The following is a 26,660-nucleotide window of genomic DNA, read 5'->3' on the forward strand; positions in this document are numbered from 1 at the left end:
TGAATGCAGAACGCCAAAGACATCACCTTGCGCTTGTTGATCGTTGACGACAGTGCCGAGAACGCCGAGGCCATCGTCAGCACCTTGCGCAACAGCGGCATCGCGGTGCGCCCGTCACGGCCGCAAAGCCCTGACGAGCTGAGCCAGGCACTGAGCCAACCCATCGACCTTGTGCTGGCAGCCAACTCTTACGTCATCCCGCAGTTGCTGCTGACCCAGCAGGTCGCGGCCAGCGGCAAGGACATCCCGATGATCCTGCTGAGTGACAGCATCGACGCGCAGATGCTGCTGGACTCGGCCGCCAATGGCATCCGCGCCATCGCGCTGCGCCATCAGCCGGACCACCTGTTGTCGGTGGTGCAGACCGAATGGACCGACCTGCAGGCACGTCGCGGCCTGCGCCGGATCGAAGCGCAGATGCGCGAGACCGAGCGCCGCTGCGATGCATTGATCTCGTCCTCGCGCGATCCCATCGCCTACATCCACGAAGGCATGCACATCCGCGCCAACGAAGCCTATCTGGACATGTTCGGATTCGAGTCGTTCGAGGATGTGGAGGGCATCTCGCTGCTGGACATGGTGGCGCCGCAGCATGTGGAGAACTTCAAGCAGCTGCTCAAGTCCCTGAGCAAGGGCGAAGCGCCGCCACCGCAGTACGAAGTGCACGCACGCAACCAGGACGGCGACACGTTCCCGGCGACGATGGAGTTCACCGCCGCCACCTACGAGGACGAGAGCTGCTTCCAGATCGTGTTCCGCCGCCGCGAAGAGTTCGACCCTGAGCTGGCACGCGAAGTGGAGGCCCTGCGTCAGCGCGACCAGGTCACCGGCCTGCTCAACCGCCCGACCTTCATGGTGCAGCTGGAGAAAGCCGTAGCCCAGGTCGGCCGCAGCGATGGCCAGTACGGCTTCCTGCTGGTCGAGCCGGATCATTACGCGCGCCTGCTACCCGATATCGGCCTGGATTCGGCCGATGCGCTTATTGCCGCACTCGGCCAGAAGCTGGCCCAGGCCATTGGCGAAGACGCGCAGCTGGCACGTTTTGGCGAACACAACTTCGCCCTGCTCACCGACGGCGACTACGCACACACGTCGCAGATGGCCGAACGGGTGCGCAGCGCCTTTGCCTCCTCGGTATTCAGCATCGGCGAACGCTCGGCGACCGTCACCGTAAGCATTGGCGGCGTGCAGGTCGGTGAGAAGATTGCCAGCGTCGGCCAGGTATTGAACCGCGCCAATGACTGCGCACGCGCCGCCATCGAACTCGGCGGCAATACCTTCAAGGTATTCGACCCGGGGGCAGCTGACCGCGTCGAGGAAGAACGTATCCAGAGCTGGGTGCAGCGCATCCGCGAGGCGGTGGCCGGGGATGGCTTCCATCTGCGTTTCCGCCCCGTGTTGAACCTGATGGGCGAACCGATCCAGCTGTATGACACCTCGCTGCAGATGGAAAACAACGGCGAAATGATTGGCCCGGCCACCTTCCTGCCGATCGCGCAGGAACACGAGCTGCTGGCACCGATCAACCGCTGGGTGGTAGCCAACGCCATCCGCGCGCTGGGCGAGCGCCGCCGTGCCGGCCATCGCACGCACCTGATGGTCCGCATCACCCCTGAGTCGTTCTCCGACCCCGAGCTGCTGTCGGTGATCCGCACTGGCCTGCTGGCCGAAGGCGTGGAAGGCGCGCAGCTGTGGCTGCAGATTCCGGAAGCAAAGGTCTTCACCCATCTGCGCAATGCGCAGCAGTTCCTGGCTGATGTCACCACACTGGGCTGCAAGGTCGGCCTGGAGCAGTTTGGTTCGGGGCTGGATTCGTTCCAGCTGCTGGCGCATTTCCAGCCCGGCTTCCTCAAGCTGGACAGTGCCTTCACTGCCGACCCGACACTGGCCAAGGAGCAGCTGGAGAAGACCCAGGAGATTACCAACAAGGCGCAGTCTGCTGGCATTTTGACCATCGCCGAGTTTGTGGCGGATGCGTCGACGATGAGCTTGTTGTTCAGTGCCGGCGTGGATTACGTGGAAGGCGATTTTGTCGGGCCGCCGACGGTTGAGATGGATTTTGAGTTTGGTTGATGGGTTGCTGTGGGCTGCTTGTTTGCGCCAGGAGCTGCCCTCACCCCAACCCCTCTCCCGCGCGCGGGAGAGGGGCTAGTAATGCGTGCGCTCGCAGTGCACTAGATCCGAGCCCCTCTCCCGCTTGCGGGGTGAAAGGAGCAGCTTGCGAACCAACGGTTCGCTGTTCCTTGAACGACCTTGCGCCAGCGCAAGGGCCGGGGGGCGGAGCGGGGGCTGGGGTGAGGGGAAGCTCCTGGCTGGAAATGCAAAAAAAAGGCCGCGCAAAGCGCGGCCTTCTCACAACTAAAAGCCCAAAAACTCAGACCTCGACAATTCCCGGAATCGCCACATCCGGATTCACATCGGCTTCGTAATCCACGCCGTCGATGCCAAACCCGAACAGACGCAGGAAGTCGGCCTTGTAACCGGCCAGGTCGCTGATCTCGTACAGGTTCTCATTGGTCACCTGCGGCCACAGCTCCAGCACCTTGCTCTGCACTTCCGGCGCCATTTCCTTGTAATCGGCACGCAGACGGCCTTCGCCGTCCACCAGCGCGATCTTGCGGCCCTGCGCATCCTGCAGTTGCTGGCGGATATGCTCGGCCGCGTTGGCACCGCCCTTCGGGCCGTTGTACAGAATGTCGTACAGAGTATCGAGCTGCTCGATGCAGCCTTCGTGCGTGCCCTGCTCTTTCATCACTTTGAACAACAGCGACAGATACAGCGGCATGGTCGGAATCGCCGAGCTGGCCTGGGTTACAACCGCCTTCAGTACCGACACGCGTGCATCACCACCAAGGTTCTGCAGTTTGTCGCGGATGGCCAGCACCTTGTTGTCCAGATCCTTCTTGGCGGCGCCGATCGAACCGTTCCAATAAATGGCCTGGGTGATCTCTTCGCCCACATAGGTGAACGCAGTCGTCGTCGCGCCCGGTGCCAGCACGCCAGCTTCAAGCAGGGCGTCGATCCACATCTGCCAGTCTTCGCCACCCATGACCTGCACGGTGCCGGCGATTTCCTCAGCCGTCGCCGGCTGCAGCGTGGTTTCGGTCAGCACTTCCTTGTCGGTATCCAGACCACGCAAAGTAATCGGCGCGCCGATCGGCTTCAGCGTGGAGCTGATGATCTCGCCGGTCTTGGGGTGCTTGCGACGCGGCGCGGCGAGGCTGTAGACCACCTGATCGACCTGGCCCAGATCGGCCTTGATGATCTCGATGACCTTCTGCTTCACCTCGTCGGAGAACGCATCGCCATTGACGCTGCGCGCATACAAGCCGGCCTGGTGTGCGTACTTTTCAAACGCAGCGGTGTTGTACCAGCCCGCCGTAGCCGGCTTGGTCTCCGTACCCGGACGCTCAAAGAACACGCCCAGGGTGGCTGCATCGCTGCCAAACGCAGCCTTGATGCGTGCGGCCAGGCCATAACCGGTGGAAGCACCGAGCACCAGCACCTTCTTAGGGCCATTGGCCAGCTTGGGCTGGGCCTTGATGTAGTCGATCTGTTCCTTGACCGACGCATCGCAACCAGTCGGATGGGTAGTGACGCAGATGAAGCCGCGCACACGCGGTTTGATGACCATGAAAACCTCGGTTGGCTAAACAGAAGACAGCAGCACAAGCAGTTTGCGCGCTGAACCGGGAGGATCGTAGTGCGCTGCCGCATCGAAAACAACCAACGCCACCGCATGGACCACCCTGCCCCCGTTCGAATCACGGGCAAAAGAAAAGCCGCGCAGGGCGCGGCTTTTCAGCAACGCAGTGCGGATCCGTCAGGGACGACGGGCCAGCTCTTCCTCGTCGCGGGCCTTGGGCAGCAGATCCTGCTTGGTGACCTTGAACGGGCCGATGCTCAGCAGCGGCACGGCGACGATGATCGAGGAGATGACCACGATCACGGCGCCGACCATATGGGTTTCGGCCAGGCCTTCCATCGATTCGCCGCCGAACATGTACAGGGCGAGTGCGGACAGGAAGAACAGCACCGCGGTGATCACCGTACGCGACAGCGTCTGGTTGATCGAGCGGTTCAGCACTTCCAGCGGCTCCACGCGCAGGCTGCGGAAGTTTTCGCGCACACGGTCGAACACCACGATGATGTCGTTGATGGCAAAACCCATCACCGACAACATACCGGCCAACACGGTCAGGTCGAACTCGCGGCCGACCAGCGACATGTAGGCGATGGTCAGGATCAAGTCGAAGAACGCGGTGACGCTGGCGACGATGGCGAACTTCCACTCGAAGCGCGCGGCGATGTAGATCAGGAAGCCGATGACCATGAACAATGTGGCGTAGATGCCGTTCATTGCCAGGTCCTTGCCGACCTGCGGGCCAACGAACTCGCCGGGCTGCACGGTGGCGACGTTATCCGGCGCGGTCACTGCAACGCGGACATTCTCGGCAACCTTCTGCGCGGCATCGGCAGCATTGTTGTGCTCGCCATCGGGCGGCAGGCGGATCATCAAGTCATTGCCGCCGCCGACGCTCTGCACCTGGGCATTGTCGAAGCCAGCCTTTTCCAGACGCTCACGCACCGTGTCGGCGTTGATGCTCTTTTCAAAGTGGGTACGCACCACCGTACCACCGGTGAACTCCAGGGCGTAGTTGAAGCCCTTGAAGCCGATGATGGCGAACGAGACCAGCAACAACACCACCATGATCGCGAGCACCGGCTTGCGGTGACTCATGAAGTCGATGTTGGTGTCGTTCGGAACGATGTGAAGTGGAAACAGTTTCATGCAAGGAGTTCCTTGGAAAACCCGCACCGGTCAGGTGCGGGCTTCTGCGAAGAGATTCGCGTCAGATGGCCACGGAGGTCAGCTTCTTGCGCTTGGCGTAGATCAGCGTCGCCAGCGCACGCGATACGGTGATCGCAGTGAACATGGAGGCGAAAATACCGATGATCATGGTCAGCGCGAAACCCTTCAGCGGGCCGGTACCGAACGCGTACAGCGCCACACCGACGATCAGGCCCGTCAGGTTGGCGTCGAGGATGGTGCCCGAGGCGCGCTCGTAACCCTCCGCGATCGCCTTCTTGGCGGGCATGCCCAGTCGCAACTCTTCACGGATACGTTCGTTGATCAGCACGTTGGCGTCGACCGACAAGCCGACCGACAAGGCCAGACCGGCAAAGCCCGGCAAGGTCATGGTCGCGCCGAACATCGACATCACCGCCACCACGATCAGCAGGTTGAACAGCAGCGCCACCGAGGTGATCACGCCGAACATGCGGTAGTAGATGGCGAAGAACACCAGGGTGAAGATGAACGAGAACACCACAGCCTTGACGCCGCGATCCACGTTCTCTTTACCCAGGCTCGGGCCGATCACGTATTCCTCGACGAAGTCCATCGGCGCAGCCAGCGAGCCGGCACGCAGCAGCTTGGCCAGGCCGTCGGCTTCGGTCTTCTCCAGACCGGTAGTCTGGAATTCCTTGCCGAACACACCATTGATGTTGGCGATTGAGATCACTTCTTCCTTGACCCGGAAGCTGCGCTGCTCCACACCGTTGACCATGGTCACCTGCGGAATCCGCTCGGTGTAGACCACGGCCATCGGCTTGCCGACATTGGCACTGGTGAAGTCGAACATGCGCTGGCCGCCGACGCTGTTCAGCGTCACGCTGACCGACGGCAGGCCGTTCTGGTCAGTGGAGGTTGCCGCCTTGACCATCTGGTCACCGGTGACGATGGTGCGCTTGTTCAGCAGCACCGGCATGCCACGACGGTCGCGGTACAACTTGGCTTCCGGCGGGATACGACCAGTGTCCACGGCATCCTGCGCATTGCCATCCACCACAGCGCGGTATTCCAGCGTCGCGGTCGCGCCGATCATGCGCTTGGCTTCGGCCGTGTCCTGCACGCCCGGCAGCTCAACCACAATGCGGTCTTCACCCTGACGCTGGATGATCGGCTCGGCCACGCCCAGTTCGTTGACGCGGTTACGCAGGGTGGTCAGGTTCTGCTCGATGGCGCCGGAGGCGATCTGCAGCATTTCCGCCTGCGGCACGGTTGCGGTGATGCGATCACCACTTACCGAGTAGCTGAAAGTCGGCTGCGCCTTGGCCAGTGCCGCACGTGCCTTGTCGGCATCGGCCGCGTTGGTCAGGGCGATGGCGATATCGCTTTCGCCACGACGCTCGACCGAACGGTAGGAGACGCGGTTGTCACGCAAGGTGGTACGCACGTCTTCGGTGAAGGCTTCGAAGCGCTTGTCCACCGCGGCCTTCTGGTCTACCTGCAATGCGAAGTGCACGCCGCCGACCAGATCCAGACCCAGCACCATTGGTTTACCGCCGAGATTGGCGAGCCAATCCGGAACGGTAGAGGCCAGGTTCAGGGCGACGGTGTAGTTCTCGCCGGCCGTATCACGCAACACCTCATTGGCGCGTGACTGGGCATCCAGCGAAGTCAGGCGGACGATCAAATTGTTCTCGCCCTCCTTCTCCACCGACTTGGCGGTAACACCGGCCTCGCTCAGCGCCTTGCTGACACGCTCTTGCAGCGCATCATCAATTTGCCCACCACGATTGGCGGTGATCTGAACGGACGGATCCTTCTGGTAGATGTTGGGCAGCGCGTACAGCGCGCTGACCGCCAGAACGATCAGAATCAGGAAGTACTTCCAGCGCGGAAATTCAAGCATTGCAGGATCCTGCGTGACGCCGGTGCGGCGTCACGACGTGACGGAAAGGGATCAGTCTCAGGCAGCGGACTTCAGCGTGCCCTTGGGCAGGACGTTGCCGACCGAGCCCTTCTGTACGCGGATGCGGACGTTGTCCGCAATTTCCACGGTGATGAAGTTGTCGCCGATGTCGGTGACCACGCCAGCGATGCCGCCGGAGGTCAGCACTTCGTCGCCCTTGGAGATCTTCTCCAGCATTGCCTTGTGTTCTTTCTGACGCTTCATCTGCGGGCGGATCATCAGGAAGTACATCACTGCGATCAGCGCGATGGGCAGCAGGAAGGTGCCCATGCCCGGTGCGGCCGGAGCGGCCTGGGCGACGGGGAGCAGGATAGCCATGAGAGTCATTTTGTAATCCTTGATGTTGGGCGGCACCCATGCCGGCCGGATGGCCTGCAGCAGTTACCGCGAAACGGGGTCAGCCGTGAAGTATGCCACGCGTCCGGGAGCACGTCCCGGACCGTGTGAAGACCGCTACTCCCCCGACAACGCCGGAACGTTCAGGCCCCGGGCTGCATAGAAGGACTCGCGGAAGGCCAGGAAGGTTCCCGCCTCGATGGCCGCACGCATGTCGGCCATCAGCTTTTCGTAATAGAACAGGTTATGCAGGGTGCCCAGCATCGGCGCCAGCATCTCGTTGCAGCGGTCCAGGTGACGCAGGTAGGAACGCGTATAGCCACCGGTGCAGGCGTGGCAGCCGCAACCCGGCTCGATCACATCCATATCGCGCTCGTAGCGGGCGTTACGGATACGGACCGTGCCGAACGAGGTGAAGAAGTGGCCGTTACGGGCATTACGGGTCGGCATGACACAGTCGAACATGTCCACGCCGCGGGCCACGCCTTCGACCAGGTCCTCAGGACGACCTACACCCATCAGGTAGCGCGGGCGGTCGGCTGGCAGGATCGGATGCATGTGATCGAGCATGGCGTTGCGCTCGTGCTCGGGCTCGCCCACCGCCAGACCGCCGATCGCATAGCCATCAAAGCCGATCTGCTGCAGGCCTTCGGCCGAGCGGCTGCGCAAGTCGGTATGCACCCCGCCCTGGACGATGCCGAACAGTGCCGCATCGTTGCCCATGGCGTCATGTGCGTTGCGGCTGCGCTGGGCCCAGCGCAGGCTGAGCTCCATCGACTTGCGTGCCACCGGCTCGGTGGCCGGGTACGGGGTGCATTCGTCGAAGATCATGACGATGTCCGAATCCAGCACCTTCTGGATCTTCATGCTCTCTTCCGGTCCCAAAAAGACCCGGGCACCGTCGGTCGGCGAGGCGAAGGTGACGCCTTCTTCGGTGATTTTGCGGCGATGCGCCAGCGAAAACACCTGAAAACCACCGGAATCGGTCAGGATCGGGCCATTCCACTGGCAGAAGCCATGCAGGCCGCCGTGGTCGGCGATCACATCCAGGCCCGGGCGCAGGTACAGATGGAAGGTATTGCCGAGGATGATCTCGGCACCGAGCGCGCGCACCTGCTCAGGCAGCACGCCCTTGACCGTACCGTAGGTGCCGACCGGCATGAAGGCTGGGGTCTGCACGGTACCGCGCGGGAAGGACAGCTGGCCGCGGCGGGCGCGACCATCGGTGTTCTGGAGCTTGAACTGCAATCTGGACATGGAAGCATTGAGGCGTCAGTTGCGCCAATTGTCGCGGATATGGGCCAGCAGGGCGAACTTTCGCCACGGAACAGTCAGTCGGCGAAGCGGACCGGCGCTGGATCGTGCCAGGCAAGGCCGATTTCGGCGCCAATATCGGGCAGCTGGCCGGGGCCGAAATCCAGCTCCAGCCGTTCGCCACTGGCCAAGCGCACCCAGCCACTGCTGCCCGGCCCGCGGAACACCACGCTCTCGACCCGCACGCGCAGTGCCGCGGCGGGGTCAAGCAACAGGCTCTGCGGGCGCACAAGCACCCGCCCGCCCCCGCCAAGGCCGAGCTGCGCCGCCTGGATCACCGTGCCACGGCCGATGAAGCCGGCGACAAACGGATCCAGCGGCGTTTGATACAGCGCCTGGGCGCCGCTCCATTGCAGCAAGCGGCCCTCGTGCATGACGCCGATGCGGTCGGCCATGGCAAAAGCCTCACTTTGGTCATGGGTCACCATCAGCACCGTGGTGCCGGCTGCCTTGAGCAGGTCACGCAGTTCGCCGGCGAGGCGCTGACGGGTGTCCACATCCAGATTCGAGAACGGCTCGTCCAGCAATAGCAGGTCCGGTGCTGGCGCCAAAGCGCGCGCCAAGGCTACGCGCTGCTGCTGTCCGCCCGACAATTCATGCGGGTAGCGCTGCCCCAGTCCCTGCAAAGCCACGTATTGCAGCAGCGCCTGCACCCGCGCCTGACGCTGCGCACGTGGCAGGCCACGCAGACCAAAGCCGATGTTCGCCGCCACATCCAGATGCGGAAACAGCGCGTAATCCTGGAACATCATCCCAACCCGGCGCTGTTCGGCCGGAAGCGCCTGCCGCGCCGAAGCCAGCTGCCGCCCGGCAAGCACGATGCTGCCCTGCTGCAACGGCTCAAAGCCGGCAATGCTGCGCAGTACCGTGGTCTTGCCGCAGCCGGAAGCACCCAGCAGGCAGCCGATCTCGCCGCGCCCGAGCTGCAGCGACAAGCCTTCCACCACCTGCTTGAAACCGCCCGCAACGGGATAGCCAATATGCAGGCCTTCCAGTATCAGCTGTGCGTCAACGTGCATCTTCAACTCCATACGCCGCGCCTGCGCGCGCCAGCAGGATCACCGGCAGCAAGCCACTGACGACAATCAACAAGGCCGCAACCGCGCCTTCTTCATACGTCCCGCGCGCAGCCTCGGCATACAACCAGGTAGCTAGCGTTTCGAAATTCATTGGCCGCAGCACCAAGGTGGCCGACAGCTCCTTCATCGTGTCCACGAACACCAGCAATGCGGCAGCGGCCAGCGCCGGGCGCAACAAGGGCAAATGCACGCGTCGCAACATACCCGCCGCACCCTCGCCCAGATTTGCAGCGGCCTGATCCAGCGACAGCGGAATCCGCGCCAGCCCCGATTCAATCCCGCCCACCGACACCGCAAGAAAGCGCAGCGTATACGCCAGCACCAACACGGCCACCGAACCCATCAACAGCATCTGTGGCTGACCACCGAGCAGCACCAGCAATCGGCTGGCCGTGGCATCCAGTCCCCCCAACGGCAGCAACAAACCGATCGCCAGCACCGTACCGGGGATCGCGTAGCCCAGCGTGGCAGTGCGGCTACTGGCCATGGCCAGGCCATGCCGCCGCCGCGCCTGCGCCAGCCGCAATGCCCAAGCCACCAGCAGGCCCAGCGCCATCGCCGCAACCGTCGCCAACAACGCAACCCTCAGCGTGTTCCACAGCGCGACCAGCAGCTGCGGCGAGATGCTGGCAACCTGCAGGCGCTCCACCGCTTCCCAGAGCAGATAGGCCGCCGGCACCACAAAGCCCAACAGCACCGGCAGCAGCCCCAGCAACAACGCGAGCAAGGCTCGAATGCCACGCAGCTGCTGCGGCTGCAACGGGCGCGGCCGCAACACGCTGGCGTAGCGCTGGCGGCGCCGACCATAGCGCTCCAGTGTCAGCAACAAAGCCACCACACCGAGCATCGCCAGCGCGATCTGGGCGGCGCCCGCCAGATCACCGCGACTTACCCAAGTGGTATAGATCGACACGGTAAGCGTCTGCACGCCAAGGAACTCGGAGGCACCGATGTCGTTGAGGGTTTCCAGCAAGGCCAGCGCTACGCCCACTGCAATTGCAGGTCGCGCCAATGGCAACGCCACCCGCCAGAACACCTGCAGTGGTGTCGCGCCCAGGCTGCGTGCCGCTTCCAGCAAGCCTGCAGCCTGGGTCATGAACAAGGCACGGGTAGTCAGGTAAACGTAGGGATAAAGCACGAAGCCGAGCAGCACGATGCAGCCGCCAAGATGGCGGATATCCGGCAGCCGGAACTGGCGCGGACTGTCATAACCCAGCAGGTCGCGGATCAAGCCCTGCACCGGGCCAAGCGGATGCAGCACATCCAGATAGGCGAAGGCGGCGATATAGGTAGGCACGGCCAAGGGCAGCAGCAATGCCCAGCTCAGCAGCTTGCGCCCGGGGAATGCAAACGCCGTTACCAACCAGGCGCTGCCGGTGCCAAGCACGCCGACCAATACACCAACGCCCAGCAACAACAGGCCGGTATTGAGCAGCGCAGTCGGCAACACATTGGCCCATAGATGCGCCCACAGCCCGGCGCTGCCATCGCTTGCTGCCCACGCCAGGCCCAGTACCGGCGCCAACATCAGCACCGCCACCGATGCCGCGCCCAGCAGCCACGGATTCCATCGCAACGTCATCAAGCACTATCCATCACAGAACAACAGGCCGGCGCCGCATGCACGGCACCAGCCCGTCGGGAGCCGCAAGGTTCAATTATCGAAACCGACCTTGTCCACCAGCTCGCTGGCCAGCTTGCGGTTGGCGACTACCTCAGCCAAGGGCAGCGGGTCCACTTTCATCGGGCCAAAGCTGGCCACCACTGGGTCCAGAGCCACGCCCGGCTTCACCGGATATTCGTAGTTGGCACGCGCATACAGGCTCTGCGAGCTGTCGCTGACTAGGTACTCCAGCAGCTTCACCGCATTGTCGTGGTTGGGCGCATGGCGGGCGACAGCGGCGCCGGAGATATTGACGTGGGTGCCGGTATCGGCGGCGCTGGCGAATACCGGCCGAACCACTTGGATGGCATCGCCCCAGCTGCGCTGCTCGGAGCCTTCTTCGGCATTCTTCATGCGACCGACGTAGTACGCATTGGCCACACCGATATCGCAGATACCGGCAAGGATGTCGCGTGCAACATCGCGATCACCACCGGCAGCCTTGCGTGCCAGATTGGCCTTGACCCCGCGCAGCCAGGCTTCGGTCTTCTCCGCGCCGTCATGCGCGATCATCGCCGCGAACAGGCTGGTGTTATAGGGATGCTGGCCGGAGCGGATGCATACCCGCCCCTTCCATTTCGGATCGGCCAGATCTTCGTAAGTGAAGCCGGTCAGATCCAGATCCTTGTCGGCGTAGACCACGCGGTCACGCAGCGACAGCGCAAACCACTGGCCTTCTGGCGAGCGCAGGTGCGCGGGGATGGCAGCTTCCAGTACCGGCGACTTCACCGCCTGGGTGTGGCCGGCTTCGACCACGTCGAGTAGGCGCCCGGTATCCACCGTCATCAGCACGTCGGCCGGCGAACGCTCACCTTCTGCCGCGAGCCGCTCGGTCAAGCCGTCCTTGAGCAATACGGTGTTGACCTTGATGCCGGTGTCGGCGGTGAACGCATCCAGCAGCGGCTGCACCAGGGCGGGCTCGCGCGTGGTGTAGAGGTTGACCTCACCAGCGGCTGTGGCCTTCTGCGGCGCGGCAGCAGAGGCGGGGTTGTCACCGCTCTTGGCGCAGGCGCCAAGCAGGACGAGGGAACACAAGGCAGCCAGATGGCCGGCGGCACGCTTCGGATGACGCATGGATTACTCCGGAAGTGGTCGTCGGTCCCGGCCACGATGGCCGGACACGGATCAAATGAGAACTTATCTCATTTGATCCGTCCATGCACTGCGTCAAACAGCCGCACCCTCGCCGGCCGGGAACAACAGCATCGCGTCGCCGTAGCTGAAGAAGCGGTACTTCTGCGCGATGGCGTGGGCATAGGCCTCGAACACGCGCTGCTTGCCAGCGAACGCGCTGATCATCATCAACAAGGTGCTTTCCGGCAAATGGAAGTTGGTAACCATCGCATCGACGCTGCGGATGCGGTAACCCGGGGTGATGAAGATCTGGGTTTCGCCGGCATATGGATGCAGCTCGCCCTCGCGCATCGCACTCTCCAGCGCCCGCACCACGGTGGTGCCGACGCCGATCACGCGGCCACCGGCAGCACGGGTGCGGCGCACCTGCTCGACCAGCTCGGCACCGACATTGAGCCATTCGCGGTGCATCACGTGCTGCGAAAGATCATCCACCCGCACCGGCTGGAAGGTGCCGGCGCCGACATGCAGAGTGATATGACCGAACTGCACGCCACGCTCGCGCAGCTGCGCCAGCAGCGCTTCATCGAAATGCAGACCGGCGGTCGGCGCAGCCACGGCGCCAACCTGCTTGGCGAACACCGTCTGGTAGCGCTCACGGTCGTCCACACCCGGCTCACGATGGATGTAAGGCGGCAGCGGCAAGCGGCCTTCGTGTACCAGCCAGGATTCCAGCGATTCGGGGATATCAAAGCGCAGCACATAGAACTCGCCATCGCGGCCAAGCACCTCGGCTTCGCCGCCGGCGTCAAGCTGAATGCGACTACCGGGCTTGGGCGACTTGCTGGCGCCGATCTGTGCGCGCGCCTGCTGGCCACCGAGCAGACGCTCGATCAGGATCTCGACACGGCCGCCACTGGCTTTCTGCCCGAACAGGCGCGCCGGGATGACGCGGGTGTCGTTGAACACCAGCAGATCGCCGGGCTGCAGCAACTCGGCCAGATCACGCACCTGGCGGTCATCGAACGGTGCCGGTGCCGGTGGAACCAGCAGCAGGCGGCTGGCCGAACGCTCGGCCAAGGGGGCCTGGGCGATCAATTCCTCAGGCAGGTCATAGGTGAAATCGGACTTCTTCAAGGCCGGAACTTCGTACGGGGAGCCGACTATTGTAGCCCTCAGGGGCGAGAGAGCTGGTTTTTGGGCTTTGGCGTTGGCTCCGTTTTAAAGCAGAGCCAAGGCAACGCGGCGAACTACCTCACCGCTCAAACTTGGTAGAAAGAATGATCGCGCTGTTGGTCCGCTCCACCCCATCAACCGCACCGATCGCATCGGTCACCACGTCCATCTCGCTGACCCCACCCACCACCACCATCGCAATCAGGTCATGGTTGCCGCTGACCGAATGCAGCGAGCGCACCTCGGTGATGTCGCGCAGCGCCTTGACCACCGCCGGCATCTTCTTCGGCAGTACGGTGATCAGCACGTGCGCACGCACCTGGCCCTGCTCGTAGTCCTCGTGGGTACGCACCGTATAGCCGGCAATTACCCCCAGTTGTTCAAGCCGGTCGATGCGGCTCTGCACCGTGGTCCGCGACAGGCCAAGCCGACGGGCTATCTGTGCGGTGGAGGCGCGCGCGTCCTCGCGCAGCACGGACAACAGGCGTTCGTCGGCAGGGGAAATATTCACATTGCTAACCAGCTTCGTCGATTCGACGAAATTACCCGAAAATCCGTCGAGATCATAGCTGCCATATGTCCAGAATCTCCAGATAATGGGTATATACAAGAAACTTCTGGAGATGAGCATGACCGTACTCGGCCCCCTCGCCCCGCTTCGCGCGCACGCCGGCCACCGCCTGACCCAAGGCCTGGACGACGCCAGCGTTGAACGCTTGGCCGTCGCTCACCCGGACCTGGCCGTCGCCATCGCCGCTGCCGCCAGCGAATACGCCCGCATCAAGGACGAAGCCGCCGACCTGCTGGATCTGGACGAACAGGACCAGATCGACGCCATGCAGGCGGGTTTCGTCAATTTCTATGCCGACGATGCCATCGTTCCCTACATCGCCCTGGCCGCCTGCGGCCCGTGGGTGATCTCGCTCAAGGGTGCGGTGCTGTATGACGCCGGCGGCTACGGCATGCTCGGCTTCGGCCACACCCCGGCCGACGTGATGGCAGCCGCCGCCAAGCCACAGGTCATGGCCAATATCATGACCCCGAGTCTGGCCCAGCGCCGCTTCGTGCAGGCCATGCGCAAGGAAATCGGCCACAGCCGTGGCGGCTGTCCGTTCACTCATTTCATGTGTTTGAACTCCGGCTCCGAGGCGGTCGGCCTGGCCGCACGCATCGCCGATATCAACGCCAAGCTGCAGACCGACCCGGGCGCACCGCATGCCGGCGCCACCATCAAGCGTGTGGTGATCAAGGGCAGCTTCCACGGCCGCACCGACCGCCCCGCGCTGTACTCGGACTCCAGCCGCAAGGCCTATGACCAGCACCTGGCCAGCTACCGCGGCGAGAACAGCGTCATCACCGTGGCACCCTATGACGAAGCGGCGATGCGCAAGGTGTTTGCCGATGCCAAGGCCAACAACTGGTTCATCGAGGCGGTATTCCTGGAACCGGTAATGGGCGAAGGCGACCCGGGCCGCGCAGTACCGGCTAGCTTCTACAAGCTGGTCCGCGAACTCACCCGCGAGCACGGCAGCCTGCTGCTGATCGATTCCATCCAGGCCGCACTGCGCGCGCACGGCACCCTGTCCTTTGTCGACTACCCGGGCTACGAGACGTTGGACCCGCCGGACATGGAAACCTATTCCAAGGCATTGAACGGCGCGCAGTTCCCGCTGTCGGTACTGGCTGTCACCGAGCATGCCGCCAAGCTCTACCGCAAGGGCGTGTATGGCAACACCATGACCACCAACCCGCGCGCGCTGGATGTGGCCGTTGCCACCCTCGCCCGCCTGTCGCCGGAAGTCCGCCAGAACATCCGTCTGCGCGGCGAGCAGGCCGTGCAGAAGCTGGAAGCCCTCAAAGCCAAGCTCGGCGGCCTGATCACCAAGGTACAGGGCACCGGCCTGCTGTTCTCCTGCGAGCTGGCCCCGCAATTCAAGTGCTATGGCGCCGGCTCCACCGAAGAATGGCTGCGCATGCACGGCGTCAACGTGATCCACGGCGGCGAGAACTCGCTGCGCTTCACCCCGCACTTCGGCATGGATGAAGAAGAGCTCGACGTGCTTGTCGACATGGTCGGTCGTGCGCTGCTGGAAGGACCGCGTCGGGCGCAGGCTGACGCGGCCTGAGTTTCTGTAACGCCTAACGAAACAGGCGGCCCATGGCCGCCTGTTTCTTTTTTGTAGCACTAGAAGCTCCCCCTCCCCAAGCAGAGATAGGTTGATGAGAGGGGGAACGCCTTCTCAACGCACGCTGGTAACCGCCAACGCAGGACCAGGTTGCCCGCCCCATCCGCCCAGCGCTTTGTAGACAGCAACGACACTGACATTCACCGAAGCCTCGGCTGCCGCCAGTGCATCGTCTGCAGCCAACTGATTACGCTGTGCATCCAGCAAGGCCAGGAAGTCTTCGGAGCCTTCACGATAACGCAGCTGCGCAAGCGATTCCGCCTTGCGCGCGGCCTGTGCCTGCTCGGCCACGATACCCAGCCGCGCCTGCTGCTTGGCATAGCGGGTCAGTGCGTTCTCGGTGTCTTCCAAGGCCAGCAGCACCGCCTTCTCGTACTCGGCGGCCGCGCCATCGGCCTGCGCCTTGCTGGCACGCAGGCGCGCTCGCACCGTGCCGAAGTCGAATGCCGCCCAGCTGATTGACGGGGTCAACGACCAGGCCTTGTTGTTGCCATTCACCAGGCCCGAAGCATCACCGCCGAGAAAGCCGACGAAGCCACTCAGGCTGATGCGCGGGAACAGATCTGCCGTTGCCACGCCAACACGTGCCGTAGCTGCTGCCAAGCGACGCTCGGCCATGCGCACGTCGGCGCGTTGTCGCAACAAGTCGCTGGTGTCGCCCAGCGGCAAGGCCTTGGCGAAGGCCGGCACTTCGCGTGGTTGCAGCAAGGCATCCAGTGAACCGGGACGCTGCCCGAGCAGCACGGCAAGGCGATGCCGCGACTGCACCTCTGCAACTTCCAGCAATGGAATGTCCGCCTCGATCGCCTTCAAACGGGCACGGCTGCTCTGCACATCGAGCTCACTGCCCGCACCCAGTTCCAAACGGGTTTCGGTCAGCCGCTGGGTCTCACGCAGATTCAGCAGCGTGTCGCGCGCAACCGCAATCCGTTTCTGCGAGCCGCGCAGTTCGAAATAGTTGCGCGCCACTTCGGCCGCCACCATCACCTGCGCATCGGCCAGATTATCGCGTTCGGCACCGAGGTCGGCACGTGCAGCTTCGGCCGCCCGGCGCTGCCGGCCGAACAGGTCCAGCTCCCAACCCGCATCGAAGCCGAGCTGGTAGGTTTCGCTGAAAGCACGCTCACCACCCAGCGACGCATCCGGCTGCATGCGCCGGTCCTGGCTGCCACCTGCAGTGATATGCGGCAGCTGATCCAGACGTTGCTCGGTGAACACCGCGCGTGCGGCGCGCACGCGGGCCATGGCGATCTGCAGATCCAGATTGTCGCCCAGCGCGTCATGCACCAACTGACCCAGGACTGGATCATCAAACTGTGCCCACCAGTTGGCGACCGGCGGCGCATTGGAGAACGCGGGATCCGCCGCACCCTGCAGGCTCACCGGCTCAACCGGTGCTGCCTTGTAGTCCGGGCCAACGCTCACGCAGCCGGCCAGCAAGGCGCTGGCCATTGCGGTTACCAGCACACGTGTCACCACGGCAGCACCTCGCCGAGGTAGCTGAAGCTGCCGGTCGGGCCATCGGCACCGATCAAGGCCATACCCACGCTGGAGCGCGCACCCTCAGCGACATCGATCTCGCCTTCGCCACCGTTCATGTCGGTCCTGACATAACCCGGGTGCACCGCATTGACCTTGATCGGGCCTTCGCGCAGCTCATGAGCCAGCTGCACCGTCCAGGCGTTCAGCGCACTTTTGGAGGCGTTGTAGGCCGGTACCAGGAAACCGTAGATCGAAGATCCAGGCTGCGCATGCAGGGTCAACGAGCCGAGGATGCTGGACACATTGACGATGCGTCCAGCCGGCGCCGCACGCAGCAGCGGCAGGAAGGCCACCGTCAATTCAACCACCGCGAACAGATTGGTATTGAAGGTGCTACGCCAGGTTTCCAGCGACTGACCGCTGGCACCGGCCTGCAGGTCATCGACCAGCACGCCGGCGTTGTTGACCAGGATGTCGAGCTTGCCGTGCTGTTGCGTTACACGCTCCACCGCCACCGCAATGCTGTCGGTATCGTTGACGTCGAGCTGGATGGCTTCCACCGGCAGCCCTTCCGCCTGCAGCTCCTGCGCCTTTGCGGCGGCGGTTTCGTAGTTGCGCCCGGCCAACAGCGTGTGCACGCCTGCGGCGGCGAGCTGGCGTACGGTCTCAAGGCCGATGCCGCGGGTGGCGCCGGTAACCAGGGCAACTTTGGTGTTCTGGGTATTCATTTGCTTTTCCTTGGGGGAATGAACTGATACAAGCCCGATAACATTTCAAACCATCCTTGCCGGTGAAGGTGGCAAGGACTTGCGGGAGGCAACACATCTGCAGCCTCCCGCAATGGAGTTACACCTGCCATCAATGGTGGATGGTCGGCTCGCCATGCTGTACCAACTTGCCACCACCGTTACGTGACACGAACTTGCGCAGCGCCACATAGAACACCGGGGTCAGGAACAGACCAAACAAGGTCACACCCAACATGCCGGCAAACACGGTGATACCAGTGACCGAGCGCACCTCGGCACCTGCGCCGTGCGAAAGCACCAACGGCACCGTGCCAGCGATGAAGGCGATCGAGGTCATCACGATCGGACGCAGACGCAGGCGGCAGGCTTCCAATGCCGCCTCGACGATGCCCTTGCCACCCATCTCCAGCTCGCGGGCGAACTCGACGATCAGAATCGCGTTCTTGCACGCCAAGCCCATCAACACCACCAAGCCTACCTGTACGAAGACGTTGTTATCACCTCCGGTGAGCCATACCCCGAACAATGCCGACAGCAAGGTCATCGGTACGATCAGGATCACCGCCAGTGGCAGCGACCAGCTTTCGTACAGCGCGGCAAGCACCAGGAAGGCCAGCAGGATCGCCACCGGGAACACGATGAAGGCAGCTTTGCCCTGGGTAGCCTGCTGGTAGCTCAGGTCGGTCCACTCCGTAACCATGCCGGCCGGTAACACCTGGCCTGCAATTTCGGTGAGCTTGTTCATCGCCTCAGCCGAAGACAGCATGCGCGGATCGGCTTCACCGGCCAGATCCGCCGCCGGGTAACCATTGAAACGCAGCACCGGGTCCGGACCATACGTTTCCTTGACGGTCACCATCGAGCCAATCGGCACCATCTCGCCGCGATCATTGCGGGTACGCAGCTTGCCGATGTCTTCCACGCTGTCGCGGAACTGACCATCGGCCTGCGCGATCACCTGCCAGGTACGGCCGAACTGGTTGAAGTCGTTGACATAGGCCGAACCCAGGTAGGTCTGCAGCGTGTCGAACAGTTCGGTCAACTGCACGCCCTGCGCCTTGGCCTTGACCCGGTCAACTTCAGCGTCCAGCTGCGGCACGTTGGCCTGGTAGCTGGTGATCGGATAGGCCATGCCAGGCGTCTGCGCAACTGCGCCCTGCATGCTCTGCACCGCGTTCTGCAAAGCGCCGTAGCCGAGATTGCCACGGTCCTCGATGAACATCTGGTAGCCGTTACCGTTACCCAAGCCGAGGATCGGCGGCGGCATCATCGCGAAGGCGAAGCCTTCCTGCAGCCCGGCGATCTTCTGGTTGATCTCGGCATTGATCTGCGCTGCAGTACGCCCCTTGCGCTCGTTGAACGGCTTGAGCGGAATGAAGGCCACGCCGGTGTTGGGCGTATTGGTGAACTGCAGTGCGTTCAAGCCGGGGAACGAGATGGTGTGGGCAACGCCATCGGTTTCCTGGGCAATCTGGGCCACCTTGCGCAGCATTTCATCGGTGCGTGCAATGGACGAGCCTTCCGGCAGCTTCACACCGGCGATCAGATAGAGCTTGTCCTGGGTCGGGATGAAGCCCGGCGGCACCAGCTTGAAGATCACGCCGGTACCAAGCAGCAGTACCGCATAGACCACGAACACCGCACCGCGACGGCCGAGGATGCGTGACACGCCGCGCTCGTACTTTTCCGAGCTGGTCTTGAAGAAGCGATTGAACGGACGGAACACCCAACCGAACAACTTGTCGATCAAGCGGCTCGGCGCATCCTTGGCCGCGCCGTGCGGCTTGAGCAGACGCGCAGCCAGCGCCGGTGACAGGGTCAGCGAGTTGATCGCCGAGATCACCGTGGAGATGGCAATCGTCACCGCGAACTGCTTGTAGAACTGGCCGGTAACGCCGGACAGGAAGGCCATCGGCACGAACACCGCACACAGCACCAACGCAATCGCGACGATCGGGCCGGACACTTCCTTCATTGCCTGATGCGCAGCCGCCGTTGGCGACAGGCCTTCTTCGATATTGCGCTCGACGTTCTCCACCACCACGATCGCGTCATCGACCACGATACCGATCGCCAGCACCAGACCGAACAGGCTCAGCGTATTGATCGAGAAGCCCAGCATGTACAGCGCAGCAAAGGTGCCCACGATCGACACCGGTACCGCGATCAACGGAATGATCGAGGCACGCCAGGTCTGCAGGAACAGGATCACCACCAGCACCACCAGGGCGATGGCTTCCAACAGCGTGGTTACCACAGCCTTGATCGAATCGCGCACGAAGATGGTGGTGTCGTACACCGCCTCGTACTTCACGTCGGCCGGGAAGGTCTTCTGCAGCTCGTCCATGCGGCCGATCACCGCATCGCGGATTTCCAACGCATTGGCGCCGGGCGCCTGGAAGATGCCGATGCCAACGGCGTTCTTGCCATCCAGCTGCGAGCGCAAGGTGTAGTCGCCCGCACCCAGTTCGATACGCGCCACATCCGACAGCCGCACCACTTCGCCGTCGGTGCCGCTCTTGAGCACGATGTCACCGAACTCCTGCTCGCTGCGCAGGCGGCCCTGCGCGTTGATCAAGGTCAGGAACTGGCTGTTCGGCATCGGCTCGGCACCAAGCTGGCCGGCCGATACCTGCACGTTCTGCTCACGCATGGCACGCACCACGTCGCTGGCGGTCAAGCCGCGCGAAGCGACCTTGTCCGGATCCAGCCAGGCACGCATGGCGTAATCGCCGCCGCCGAAGATCTGCGCGTCGCCAACACCCGGAATACGCGCCAGCCCGTCCTTGACGTGCAGACGTGCGTAATTGCGCAGGTACAAGGTGTCGTAGTTGCCCTTGGGTGAGGTGAGATGCACAACCATCAGGAAGGTTGGCGACTGCTTCTGGGTGGTCACACCCTGCCGCCGCACGTCTTCAGGCAAGCGCGCCTGCGCCTGCGCGACGCGGTTCTGCACCTTCACCGCCGCTTCATCGGGATCGGTACCCGGACGGAAGGTGACGGTCATCTGCAGCACGCCATCGGAGCCGGCCACAGACTTGAGGTACATCATGCCCTCAACGCCGTTGATGGCTTCTTCCAATGGCGTAGCCACCGTCTCGGCGATCACCTTGGGATTGGCACCCGGATACACCGTACGCACCACCACCGAAGGCGGCACTACTTCCGGGTACTCGCCAATGGGCAGGAACGGAATGCTGACCAGGCCAGCGGCGAAGATCACGATCGACAACACCGCCGCGAAGATCGGCCTGTCGATGAAAAATCTGGAAAAATCCATGGGAAATCCTTGGAAAAGCTGGCGTCAGGCTGCAGCCGCCCTGTCCGCTCCCAACAGGAGCAGACACTCACGGCCAGCAGCCACGCCGGCAAAGGTAGTTGGCGGCTTAGTTGATGCTGCTCACGGCCTGGGTGGCTGATGCCGCGACGCGCTGTATCGCAACCGGCTTGGCCTGCACCGGCATGCCTGGCATGAACACCTTCTGCACGCCGTCGACGATCACCTTGTCGCCAGCAGCCAGACCTTGTTCGACGATGCGCAGGCCCTCGGCATTGCGACCAAGCTGCACATCACGACGCTGCGCCTTGTTGTCCTTGTCCAGCACGAAGACGTACTTGCGGTCCTGATCGGTCAGCACTGCCTTGTCGTCTACAAGTACCGCCTGGAACTGGCCACTGCCCAACAGCTGCACGCGAGCGAACAGGCCCGGGGTGAACTGGCGACTGGCGTTGTCCAGCAGCGCACGCACGCGGATGGTGCCGGTGCTGCGGGTGATCTGGTTGTCGAGGAAATCGACCTTGCCTTCGTGCGGATAGCCCTGCTCACCGCTCAGGCCAACTTTCACCGGCAAGGCCTGATCGCGCTCGCTCGGACGCTCACCATTACGGGCCATCTGCGCATAGCGCAGGTAGGTGGACTCGTCGGCATCGAAGTAGACATGCACCGTATCCAGCGACACCAGGGTGGTCAGCACACTGGCTGCATCACCGGCGGTGACCAGGTTGCCGGCGGTGACCATCGCGCGTCCGGCGCGGCCATCAATCGGCGCACGCACCTTGGTGAACTCCAGGTTGAGCCGCGCCGCATCCAAGGCCGCCTGCGCGGCCTGTACCTGCGCACCAGCCTGATCAGCACTGGCGCGGCGTTGCTCGGCGGTTTCCGCAGCAATGGCCTGCTGCTCGGCCAGGCGACGCGCACGCTCGGATTCGCTGCGCGCCAAGCCGGCCTGGGTGCGTGCACGGTTCAATTCGGCCTGCGCACGGTTGAACTCGGCCTGGTAGCTGCGCGCGTCGATGGTGAACAGCACATCACCCTTCTTGACCTCTTCGCCTTCGACGTAATTGACCTTGTCGATGTAGCCGGACACGCGCGGACGCAGCTCAACGCTCTGCACCGCCTCGATGCGACCGCTGAACTCATCCCACTGTGCCACCTGCTTGATAAGCACCGGCGCAACGCTTACCTCGGGTGCCGGCGGAGCGGCGTTCTCAGCGTGGCCGCCGCTGCAGGCGACCAGGACGGCCAGACTCAGCGCCGACATGCCAGCCAAGGCAACGCGGCGCAGCGTGGGTGATGGGGAGATACCTTTCATTTCGTGCTCCAAGGGGGAGGTGATCAGGGAATTGCGGGAAAACAAAGCGGAGCTCGACATCGCCGCGGCAGCTGTCCGTCAGGCGACAATTTGCGCAGCTGGACCTTGGTCGGCCAGAACAGCGCCGGTTGCGGCGGGATCACTGTCCCGTCCGCGGAAATTTTTGGACCACCAATGGGACAAAGCGCCCCAGGGCTCGGCGCACCACCGCAGCGCGTTTGCTCCAGAGGGTCCTCGGAGCATCTGCCTGCAAATCACCAAGCAAGGCTTCAAACTGCAATGGATTCAATCGATTGCAGGCAACCCTTGAAGGCAAAGCATTGCGGTAACTGGGTTCGCGGCGTGGCGCTGGCAGGGCCATCGGGGAACGCATGCGCATGACGGCATGTCCGGATCGGGTACAGGCGTACAAGATAGGCCTCTAATCCAGACTTGATTAGTACGGATTGAAGGGAATAATCATCCCGTCGCCGGCACAATTCCGCTGCCGCAAGAGTCCTACCCATGGCCAACGATCTCAACGACACCCTGATCTTCGTCAAAGTGGTCGAACAGGGCAGTTTCACTGCCGCTGCGCGATTGCTCGGCCAACCCAAGACCACGGTCAGCCGCAAGGTGCAGGAGCTGGAGACCCGCTTGGGCGCGCGCTTGCTGCATCGGACCACGCGCCGCCTCGGCCTGACCGAGGCCGGCACGGTCTACTACGAGCACTGCCAGCGTATCGCCCGCGAACTGGACCAGGCTGAGAGCGCGGTCAGCCAGCTGCAGTCCGGCCCGCGCGGTTGGTTACGTTTCACCGTGCCGTACTCCATCGGCACCTGCTGGATTGCACCGCTGCTGGGCCAGTTCCAGAGTGAATACCCGGAGATCCGGGTCGATATGCATCTGGGCAATGAAACCCTGGACCTGATCTCCGGTGAAGTGGACCTGGCGTTGCGCGTCGGCGCACTGCCCGACTCCAACCTGATCGCGCGCAAGCTGGGCAGTCTGCGTACCCAGGTATTTGCCAGCCCGGCCTATATCGCCGTGCACGGCGAGCCCCAGCACCCCGACGAGCTGCAGTTCCACCGCACCTTGGCGATCCGCAAGACCCATCACGGGCAGACTCAGCGCTTTACCTGGACGTTGGCTGAGAATGGCGGCGAGATGCGCGAGTTTCCGGTCAATCCTCTGCTTGTGGCAAACGATCCCTCAGCGCTGAACGCCGCTCTTGTGGCCGGGGAAGGCCTGATGCTCAGCAGCGATGTGATGGCCAAGCCCTTTGTCGAATCCGGCATGGTGCGGCAGATTCTGCCCGGCTGGACCGGCCCGGACTACGACTTCAATGCGGTGTTTGCCGGCGGCCGGCTGGTCTCCCCCAAGGTGCGCGCATTCATCGACTTCCTGGTCGCCAAACTCAACTTCGACGCCAACTACATGATGCTGCAATGCCCCAACGCCAAGCGCCTGGCTGATATCGAGCAGGAATATCAGCAGCGCTCGAAGGGCCACCCGAAGCTGCGCGTGGTCGAAGCGCTCAGCGCCTGAGCACTGTGCCATGCGTCAAACAGGAACGGCGGCCGTGCAGGCCGCCGTTCCTGTTTGCATCAAGCATCTGAAGTATCAGTAGCCGCGGTAATACGGCCACAGCGGCACGATCTGCACTTCCTTGCAGCCGTCATAGCGGCTGCAGCTGCCGAAGTAACCCGGCCCGGAGTAACGCTGGCGGGCATCGCGGTTGTAGGGGCTGTTGTAGAAATCCGGGCGCGAAAGCCGGCCTTCGCCGTAGTAACGGTACGGCGTTTGGCCGATGCTCGATTCGGTACGGAAGGTCTGCGCCAGCACTTGCGCACCGTCGTTTTCGACGTACCCGTTTTCGTTGTCGTAGCGGACCAGCCGGTAATAGATCGTCTCGCCGCCCTGCTTGCGGCTGTGCAGCTGCTCCATCTGCCCGCCGCCGGCATCAGCGTAGGCCTTGCCGCCTTCGAACAGCACCTCACTGGGGTTGACGATCTCCTCCTCCAACGGCGGCGCGGCCCCCGCACTCGCTGCTACTGCAAGCAACATGGCCGCTACAGCCAACTTGTTCCACGTCTTACCCATAATGCGCATGACCACCCTCCTTGATTGGGCACCTGCCGCAAAGCGGCAGCCCGCCGTGATCGCCCAGCCAGCACCCCTGACTGAGCCGTCATTGCTACCTGTTGCCATCACCGCATCAGCTTTGCCGACACATAAGCGATGACCCATCGGGACGAATCCGCATTCATTATAGGAGCAAGCCAACAGCGAAGCCGTGAAACCGGTTCGATGCTCAGCGCGCAGATTTGGCCCGCTGATAGCCAGCCAGTGCCCGGCGTATCACCTGCTTGGCCTCGCCGGCATCGCCCCAGCCATTGAGCTGGATGTCGGCGCCGCCGGGCAGCTGCTTGTAGACCCGGAAGAACGCTTCGATGCGCTGGATCTCCACCGCTGGCAGATCCTCCAGGACGCGCACCTTCGCATAAGTTGGATCGACCGCATCCACCGGTACACCAACAATTTTCTCGTCGGCCTCGCCTTTGTCGACCATCCGCAACACGCCCAGCGGACGGAAGCGCACGACCGCACCCGGCTGGATTGGCAAGCGGGTCAGCACCAGCGCATCCAACGGGTCGCCATCACCAGCCAAGGTCTGCGGCATCGAACCGTAGTTGGCCGGATAGGCGACCGGCATCGACAAGAAGCGATCCACCCGCAGTTCGCCGTGCTCGCCGAGTTCGTACTTGATGGCGCCGCCAGCGGGGATTTCCACCACCAGCAGCGCTTCCTCCGGCGCATTGCCCGGCTGCGGCAACGCGAAGGGATGCAGTAGTTCAGCCGCTGCCACGAGCTGTGACGCCATCGCCAGCACTACGCCGCATATAACTGCCTGCATCGCCTTCATCTGCTCACTCCCAGCAACGGTCGTCGCGACCCTTGGGCGAGACTGCACGCGGGCAATCACGCTGCTGGATGCGGCCTTCGGTGATCTCACTGAACCGCTTACCACCATCGACGTTGCGGCTGATCTTGAAGGCGTCATACAGGCGGCCGGTTGCCGTACGTGCTTCGTAACGCAGCCCCTTGTCGTCCAGCCGCAGCACCTGGAACAACTGGGTATCCTCGGCGGTGGGCTTCATCGTCGCCCGTGCTTCCGGTGACAAGCGGTACTGCTTTGGACCGGCAACGGACGAGATGTACTGCGGCAGCGTTGCACCTGCATCGGCGCGGCGCCCGTAGGTGTGATCGTGGCCCTGCAGCACCAGATCGACCTTGTGCCGCTGCAGCACCGGGCGGATCTCGCTGGCAAGCACTGAGCTGTCACGCTCGGCGCGCAAGGGATACAAAGGCTGGTGCACCACCACGATGTTCCAGGGCTGGCGGCTGCTTTCCAGCACGCCCTCCAACCAGCTTGCCTGTGCCTTGGCGGTACCCAGATCCAGCGCCGAAGTGCCATCCAGCACCACCACACGCAGGCCCTGATAATCGAACCAATAGGTCGTACTGGCAGTAGCTGGCGCGCCATTGTTTGGCAACGCGAAGGTGACTGGCCAATGCTTGCCCAGCACACGCCTTTCCTGTGGCGTGCCCTCGAACTCTTCGAAGTACTCGTGGTTACCAGCGGCCGGTGCGACTGCCGTGCCCGGCAGCAACCAGCCACCGGCGGCAAACCACTCGCCCCATTCGTTGTCGTCCTCGCCATCACCGCCGCTGACCAGATCACCAGCAAACAGCGTCAGCCGTGCGTCTGGCGCAGTCTGCCAGCCCTGGCGGATCACCCGGCTGACATGGCTGAGGTTCTTGTTCTGGGTATCACCAAAGTACAGCACGGTCAGCGGCTGGCCGGCAGCGGCGGCCGTACGGAAGTGCTGCCATGCGCTCCAGCTGCCCTGCCCCTGCACGCGGTAGGCATACAGCGTGTCAGCCTGCAGACCATCAATCAGCGCACGATGGTGCTGGCTGCTGCCGTTCTCGGTCTGCAGCAGCTGGCTGCCAGCACTCAGCTGCTGCACCTTGCCCATATCCGGCGAATCGCCGGCCACGGTGATTTCCAGCAACGCGGGCTGTGCCAGCGGCGCGGTGCGCCACGCCACCGCAAAGCCGGTGCTGGCGTCCTGCGCTGGCGACGCGACGATGCGGTCCGGGAAGCCACTGGCGGCATAGTGCTGGCTCCCCGCCGGCACCTGCGTATTGGGCTCGGCAGCTGGAGCGGCCCCCACCGCTCCAGCTGCGCCCATCAGCGCTGCACTG

The 26,660-nt window shown here is 63.3% G+C and carries 20 protein-coding genes; 3 read left to right on the top strand and 17 right to left on the bottom strand.

Annotation, left to right across the window (positions count from 1 at the left end):
- Window positions 1-3 precede the first annotated feature (3 nt).
- Window positions 4-2,073 carry an EAL domain-containing response regulator gene (locus ACVOMB_RS06005; RefSeq protein WP_481530348.1) on the top strand — a complete coding sequence of 690 codons (2,070 nt, stop codon included), beginning with the start codon at window positions 4-6 and terminating at the stop codon, window positions 2,071-2,073.
- A 301-nt stretch (window positions 2,074-2,374) separates the two neighbouring features.
- On the opposite strand, the gene fabV is transcribed toward ACVOMB_RS06005, so the two are convergent.
- The 10 genes from fabV to ACVOMB_RS06055 form a co-directional block, all read right to left on the bottom strand.
- Window positions 2,375-3,634 (bottom strand): enoyl-ACP reductase FabV, encoded by a 1,260-nt coding sequence (fabV, locus tag ACVOMB_RS06010; protein ID WP_481530349.1) that lies wholly within the window; start codon window positions 3,632-3,634, stop codon window positions 2,375-2,377.
- A gap of 189 nt (window positions 3,635-3,823) precedes the next feature.
- Complete coding sequence (gene secF / locus ACVOMB_RS06015; protein ID WP_481530350.1) at window positions 3,824-4,792, bottom strand: protein translocase subunit SecF; 969 nt, start codon at window positions 4,790-4,792, stop codon at window positions 3,824-3,826.
- 61 nt (window positions 4,793-4,853) lie between these two features.
- On the bottom strand, window positions 4,854-6,698 hold the full coding sequence (secD, locus tag ACVOMB_RS06020; RefSeq protein ID WP_481530351.1) for a protein translocase subunit SecD: 1,845 nt from the start codon (window positions 6,696-6,698) through the stop codon (window positions 4,854-4,856).
- Window positions 6,699-6,755: 57 nt separating this feature from the next.
- Window positions 6,756-7,085, bottom strand: coding sequence for a preprotein translocase subunit YajC (gene yajC / locus ACVOMB_RS06025; RefSeq protein ID WP_346498323.1), 330 nt, complete (start codon window positions 7,083-7,085; stop codon window positions 6,756-6,758).
- A 126-nt stretch (window positions 7,086-7,211) separates the two neighbouring features.
- The gene (tgt, locus tag ACVOMB_RS06030; RefSeq protein WP_481516207.1) at window positions 7,212-8,351 is read right to left on the bottom strand and encodes a tRNA guanosine(34) transglycosylase Tgt; all 1,140 of its coding nucleotides are present in this window, start codon (window positions 8,349-8,351) and stop codon (window positions 7,212-7,214) included.
- A gap of 74 nt (window positions 8,352-8,425) precedes the next feature.
- A complete protein-coding gene (locus tag ACVOMB_RS06035) occupies window positions 8,426-9,427 on the bottom strand; it encodes an ABC transporter ATP-binding protein (RefSeq protein WP_481530352.1) in 1,002 nt (333 codons plus the stop codon).
- Entirely contained in the window at window positions 9,417-11,069 is a 1,653-nt protein-coding gene (locus ACVOMB_RS06040; RefSeq protein ID WP_481530353.1) for an ABC transporter permease, read from the bottom strand. Before ACVOMB_RS06040 ends, ACVOMB_RS06035 begins: the two co-directional genes overlap by 11 nt.
- A gap of 72 nt (window positions 11,070-11,141) precedes the next feature.
- Window positions 11,142-12,224 (bottom strand): Fe(3+) ABC transporter substrate-binding protein, encoded by a 1,083-nt coding sequence (locus ACVOMB_RS06045; RefSeq protein WP_481530354.1) that lies wholly within the window; start codon window positions 12,222-12,224, stop codon window positions 11,142-11,144.
- A gap of 93 nt (window positions 12,225-12,317) precedes the next feature.
- Complete coding sequence (queA, locus tag ACVOMB_RS06050; RefSeq protein WP_481530355.1) at window positions 12,318-13,361, bottom strand: tRNA preQ1(34) S-adenosylmethionine ribosyltransferase-isomerase QueA; 1,044 nt, start codon at window positions 13,359-13,361, stop codon at window positions 12,318-12,320.
- A 118-nt stretch (window positions 13,362-13,479) separates the two neighbouring features.
- A complete protein-coding gene (locus ACVOMB_RS06055) occupies window positions 13,480-13,911 on the bottom strand; it encodes an Lrp/AsnC family transcriptional regulator (protein WP_282271858.1) in 432 nt (143 codons plus the stop codon).
- 118 nt (window positions 13,912-14,029) lie between these two features.
- Between ACVOMB_RS06055 and ACVOMB_RS06060 the strand changes: the two genes are divergently transcribed.
- A complete protein-coding gene (locus ACVOMB_RS06060) occupies window positions 14,030-15,526 on the top strand; it encodes an aminotransferase class III-fold pyridoxal phosphate-dependent enzyme (RefSeq protein ID WP_481530356.1) in 1,497 nt (498 codons plus the stop codon).
- Between the two features lie 114 nt (window positions 15,527-15,640).
- On the opposite strand, the gene ACVOMB_RS06065 is transcribed toward ACVOMB_RS06060, so the two are convergent.
- The 4 genes from ACVOMB_RS06065 to ACVOMB_RS06080 form a co-directional block, all read right to left on the bottom strand.
- Window positions 15,641-17,065 (bottom strand): efflux transporter outer membrane subunit, encoded by a 1,425-nt coding sequence (locus ACVOMB_RS06065; protein ID WP_481530357.1) that lies wholly within the window; start codon window positions 17,063-17,065, stop codon window positions 15,641-15,643.
- Window positions 17,059-17,796: an SDR family oxidoreductase gene (locus ACVOMB_RS06070; RefSeq protein ID WP_481530358.1), complete on the bottom strand. Its 738-nt coding sequence runs from the start codon at window positions 17,794-17,796 to the stop codon at window positions 17,059-17,061. Before ACVOMB_RS06070 ends, ACVOMB_RS06065 begins: the two co-directional genes overlap by 7 nt.
- Before the next feature lie 130 nt (window positions 17,797-17,926).
- A complete protein-coding gene (locus ACVOMB_RS06075; protein WP_481530359.1) occupies window positions 17,927-21,097 on the bottom strand; it encodes an efflux RND transporter permease subunit in 3,171 nt (1,056 codons plus the stop codon).
- Window positions 21,098-21,203: 106 nt separating this feature from the next.
- Entirely contained in the window at window positions 21,204-22,400 is a 1,197-nt protein-coding gene (locus ACVOMB_RS06080) for an efflux RND transporter periplasmic adaptor subunit (protein WP_481530367.1), read from the bottom strand.
- A gap of 513 nt (window positions 22,401-22,913) precedes the next feature.
- Between ACVOMB_RS06080 and ACVOMB_RS06085 the strand changes: the two genes are divergently transcribed.
- A complete protein-coding gene (locus tag ACVOMB_RS06085; RefSeq protein WP_481513544.1) occupies window positions 22,914-23,936 on the top strand; it encodes a LysR family transcriptional regulator in 1,023 nt (340 codons plus the stop codon).
- A gap of 75 nt (window positions 23,937-24,011) precedes the next feature.
- Here ACVOMB_RS06085 and ACVOMB_RS06090 read toward each other — a convergent pair whose 3' ends face one another.
- The 3 genes from ACVOMB_RS06090 to ACVOMB_RS06100 form a co-directional block, all read right to left on the bottom strand.
- Complete coding sequence (locus ACVOMB_RS06090; protein WP_481530368.1) at window positions 24,012-24,491, bottom strand: hypothetical protein; 480 nt, start codon at window positions 24,489-24,491, stop codon at window positions 24,012-24,014.
- A gap of 211 nt (window positions 24,492-24,702) precedes the next feature.
- Window positions 24,703-25,305, bottom strand: a complete 603-nt coding sequence (locus ACVOMB_RS06095) for an inorganic diphosphatase (protein WP_481530369.1) — start codon at window positions 25,303-25,305, stop codon at window positions 24,703-24,705.
- A gap of 13 nt (window positions 25,306-25,318) precedes the next feature.
- Entirely contained in the window at window positions 25,319-26,647 is a 1,329-nt protein-coding gene (locus ACVOMB_RS06100; RefSeq protein ID WP_481530370.1) for a purple acid phosphatase family protein, read from the bottom strand.
- Window positions 26,648-26,660 lie beyond the last annotated feature (13 nt).

The organism is Stenotrophomonas sp. STEN018 (assembly GCF_056760235.1).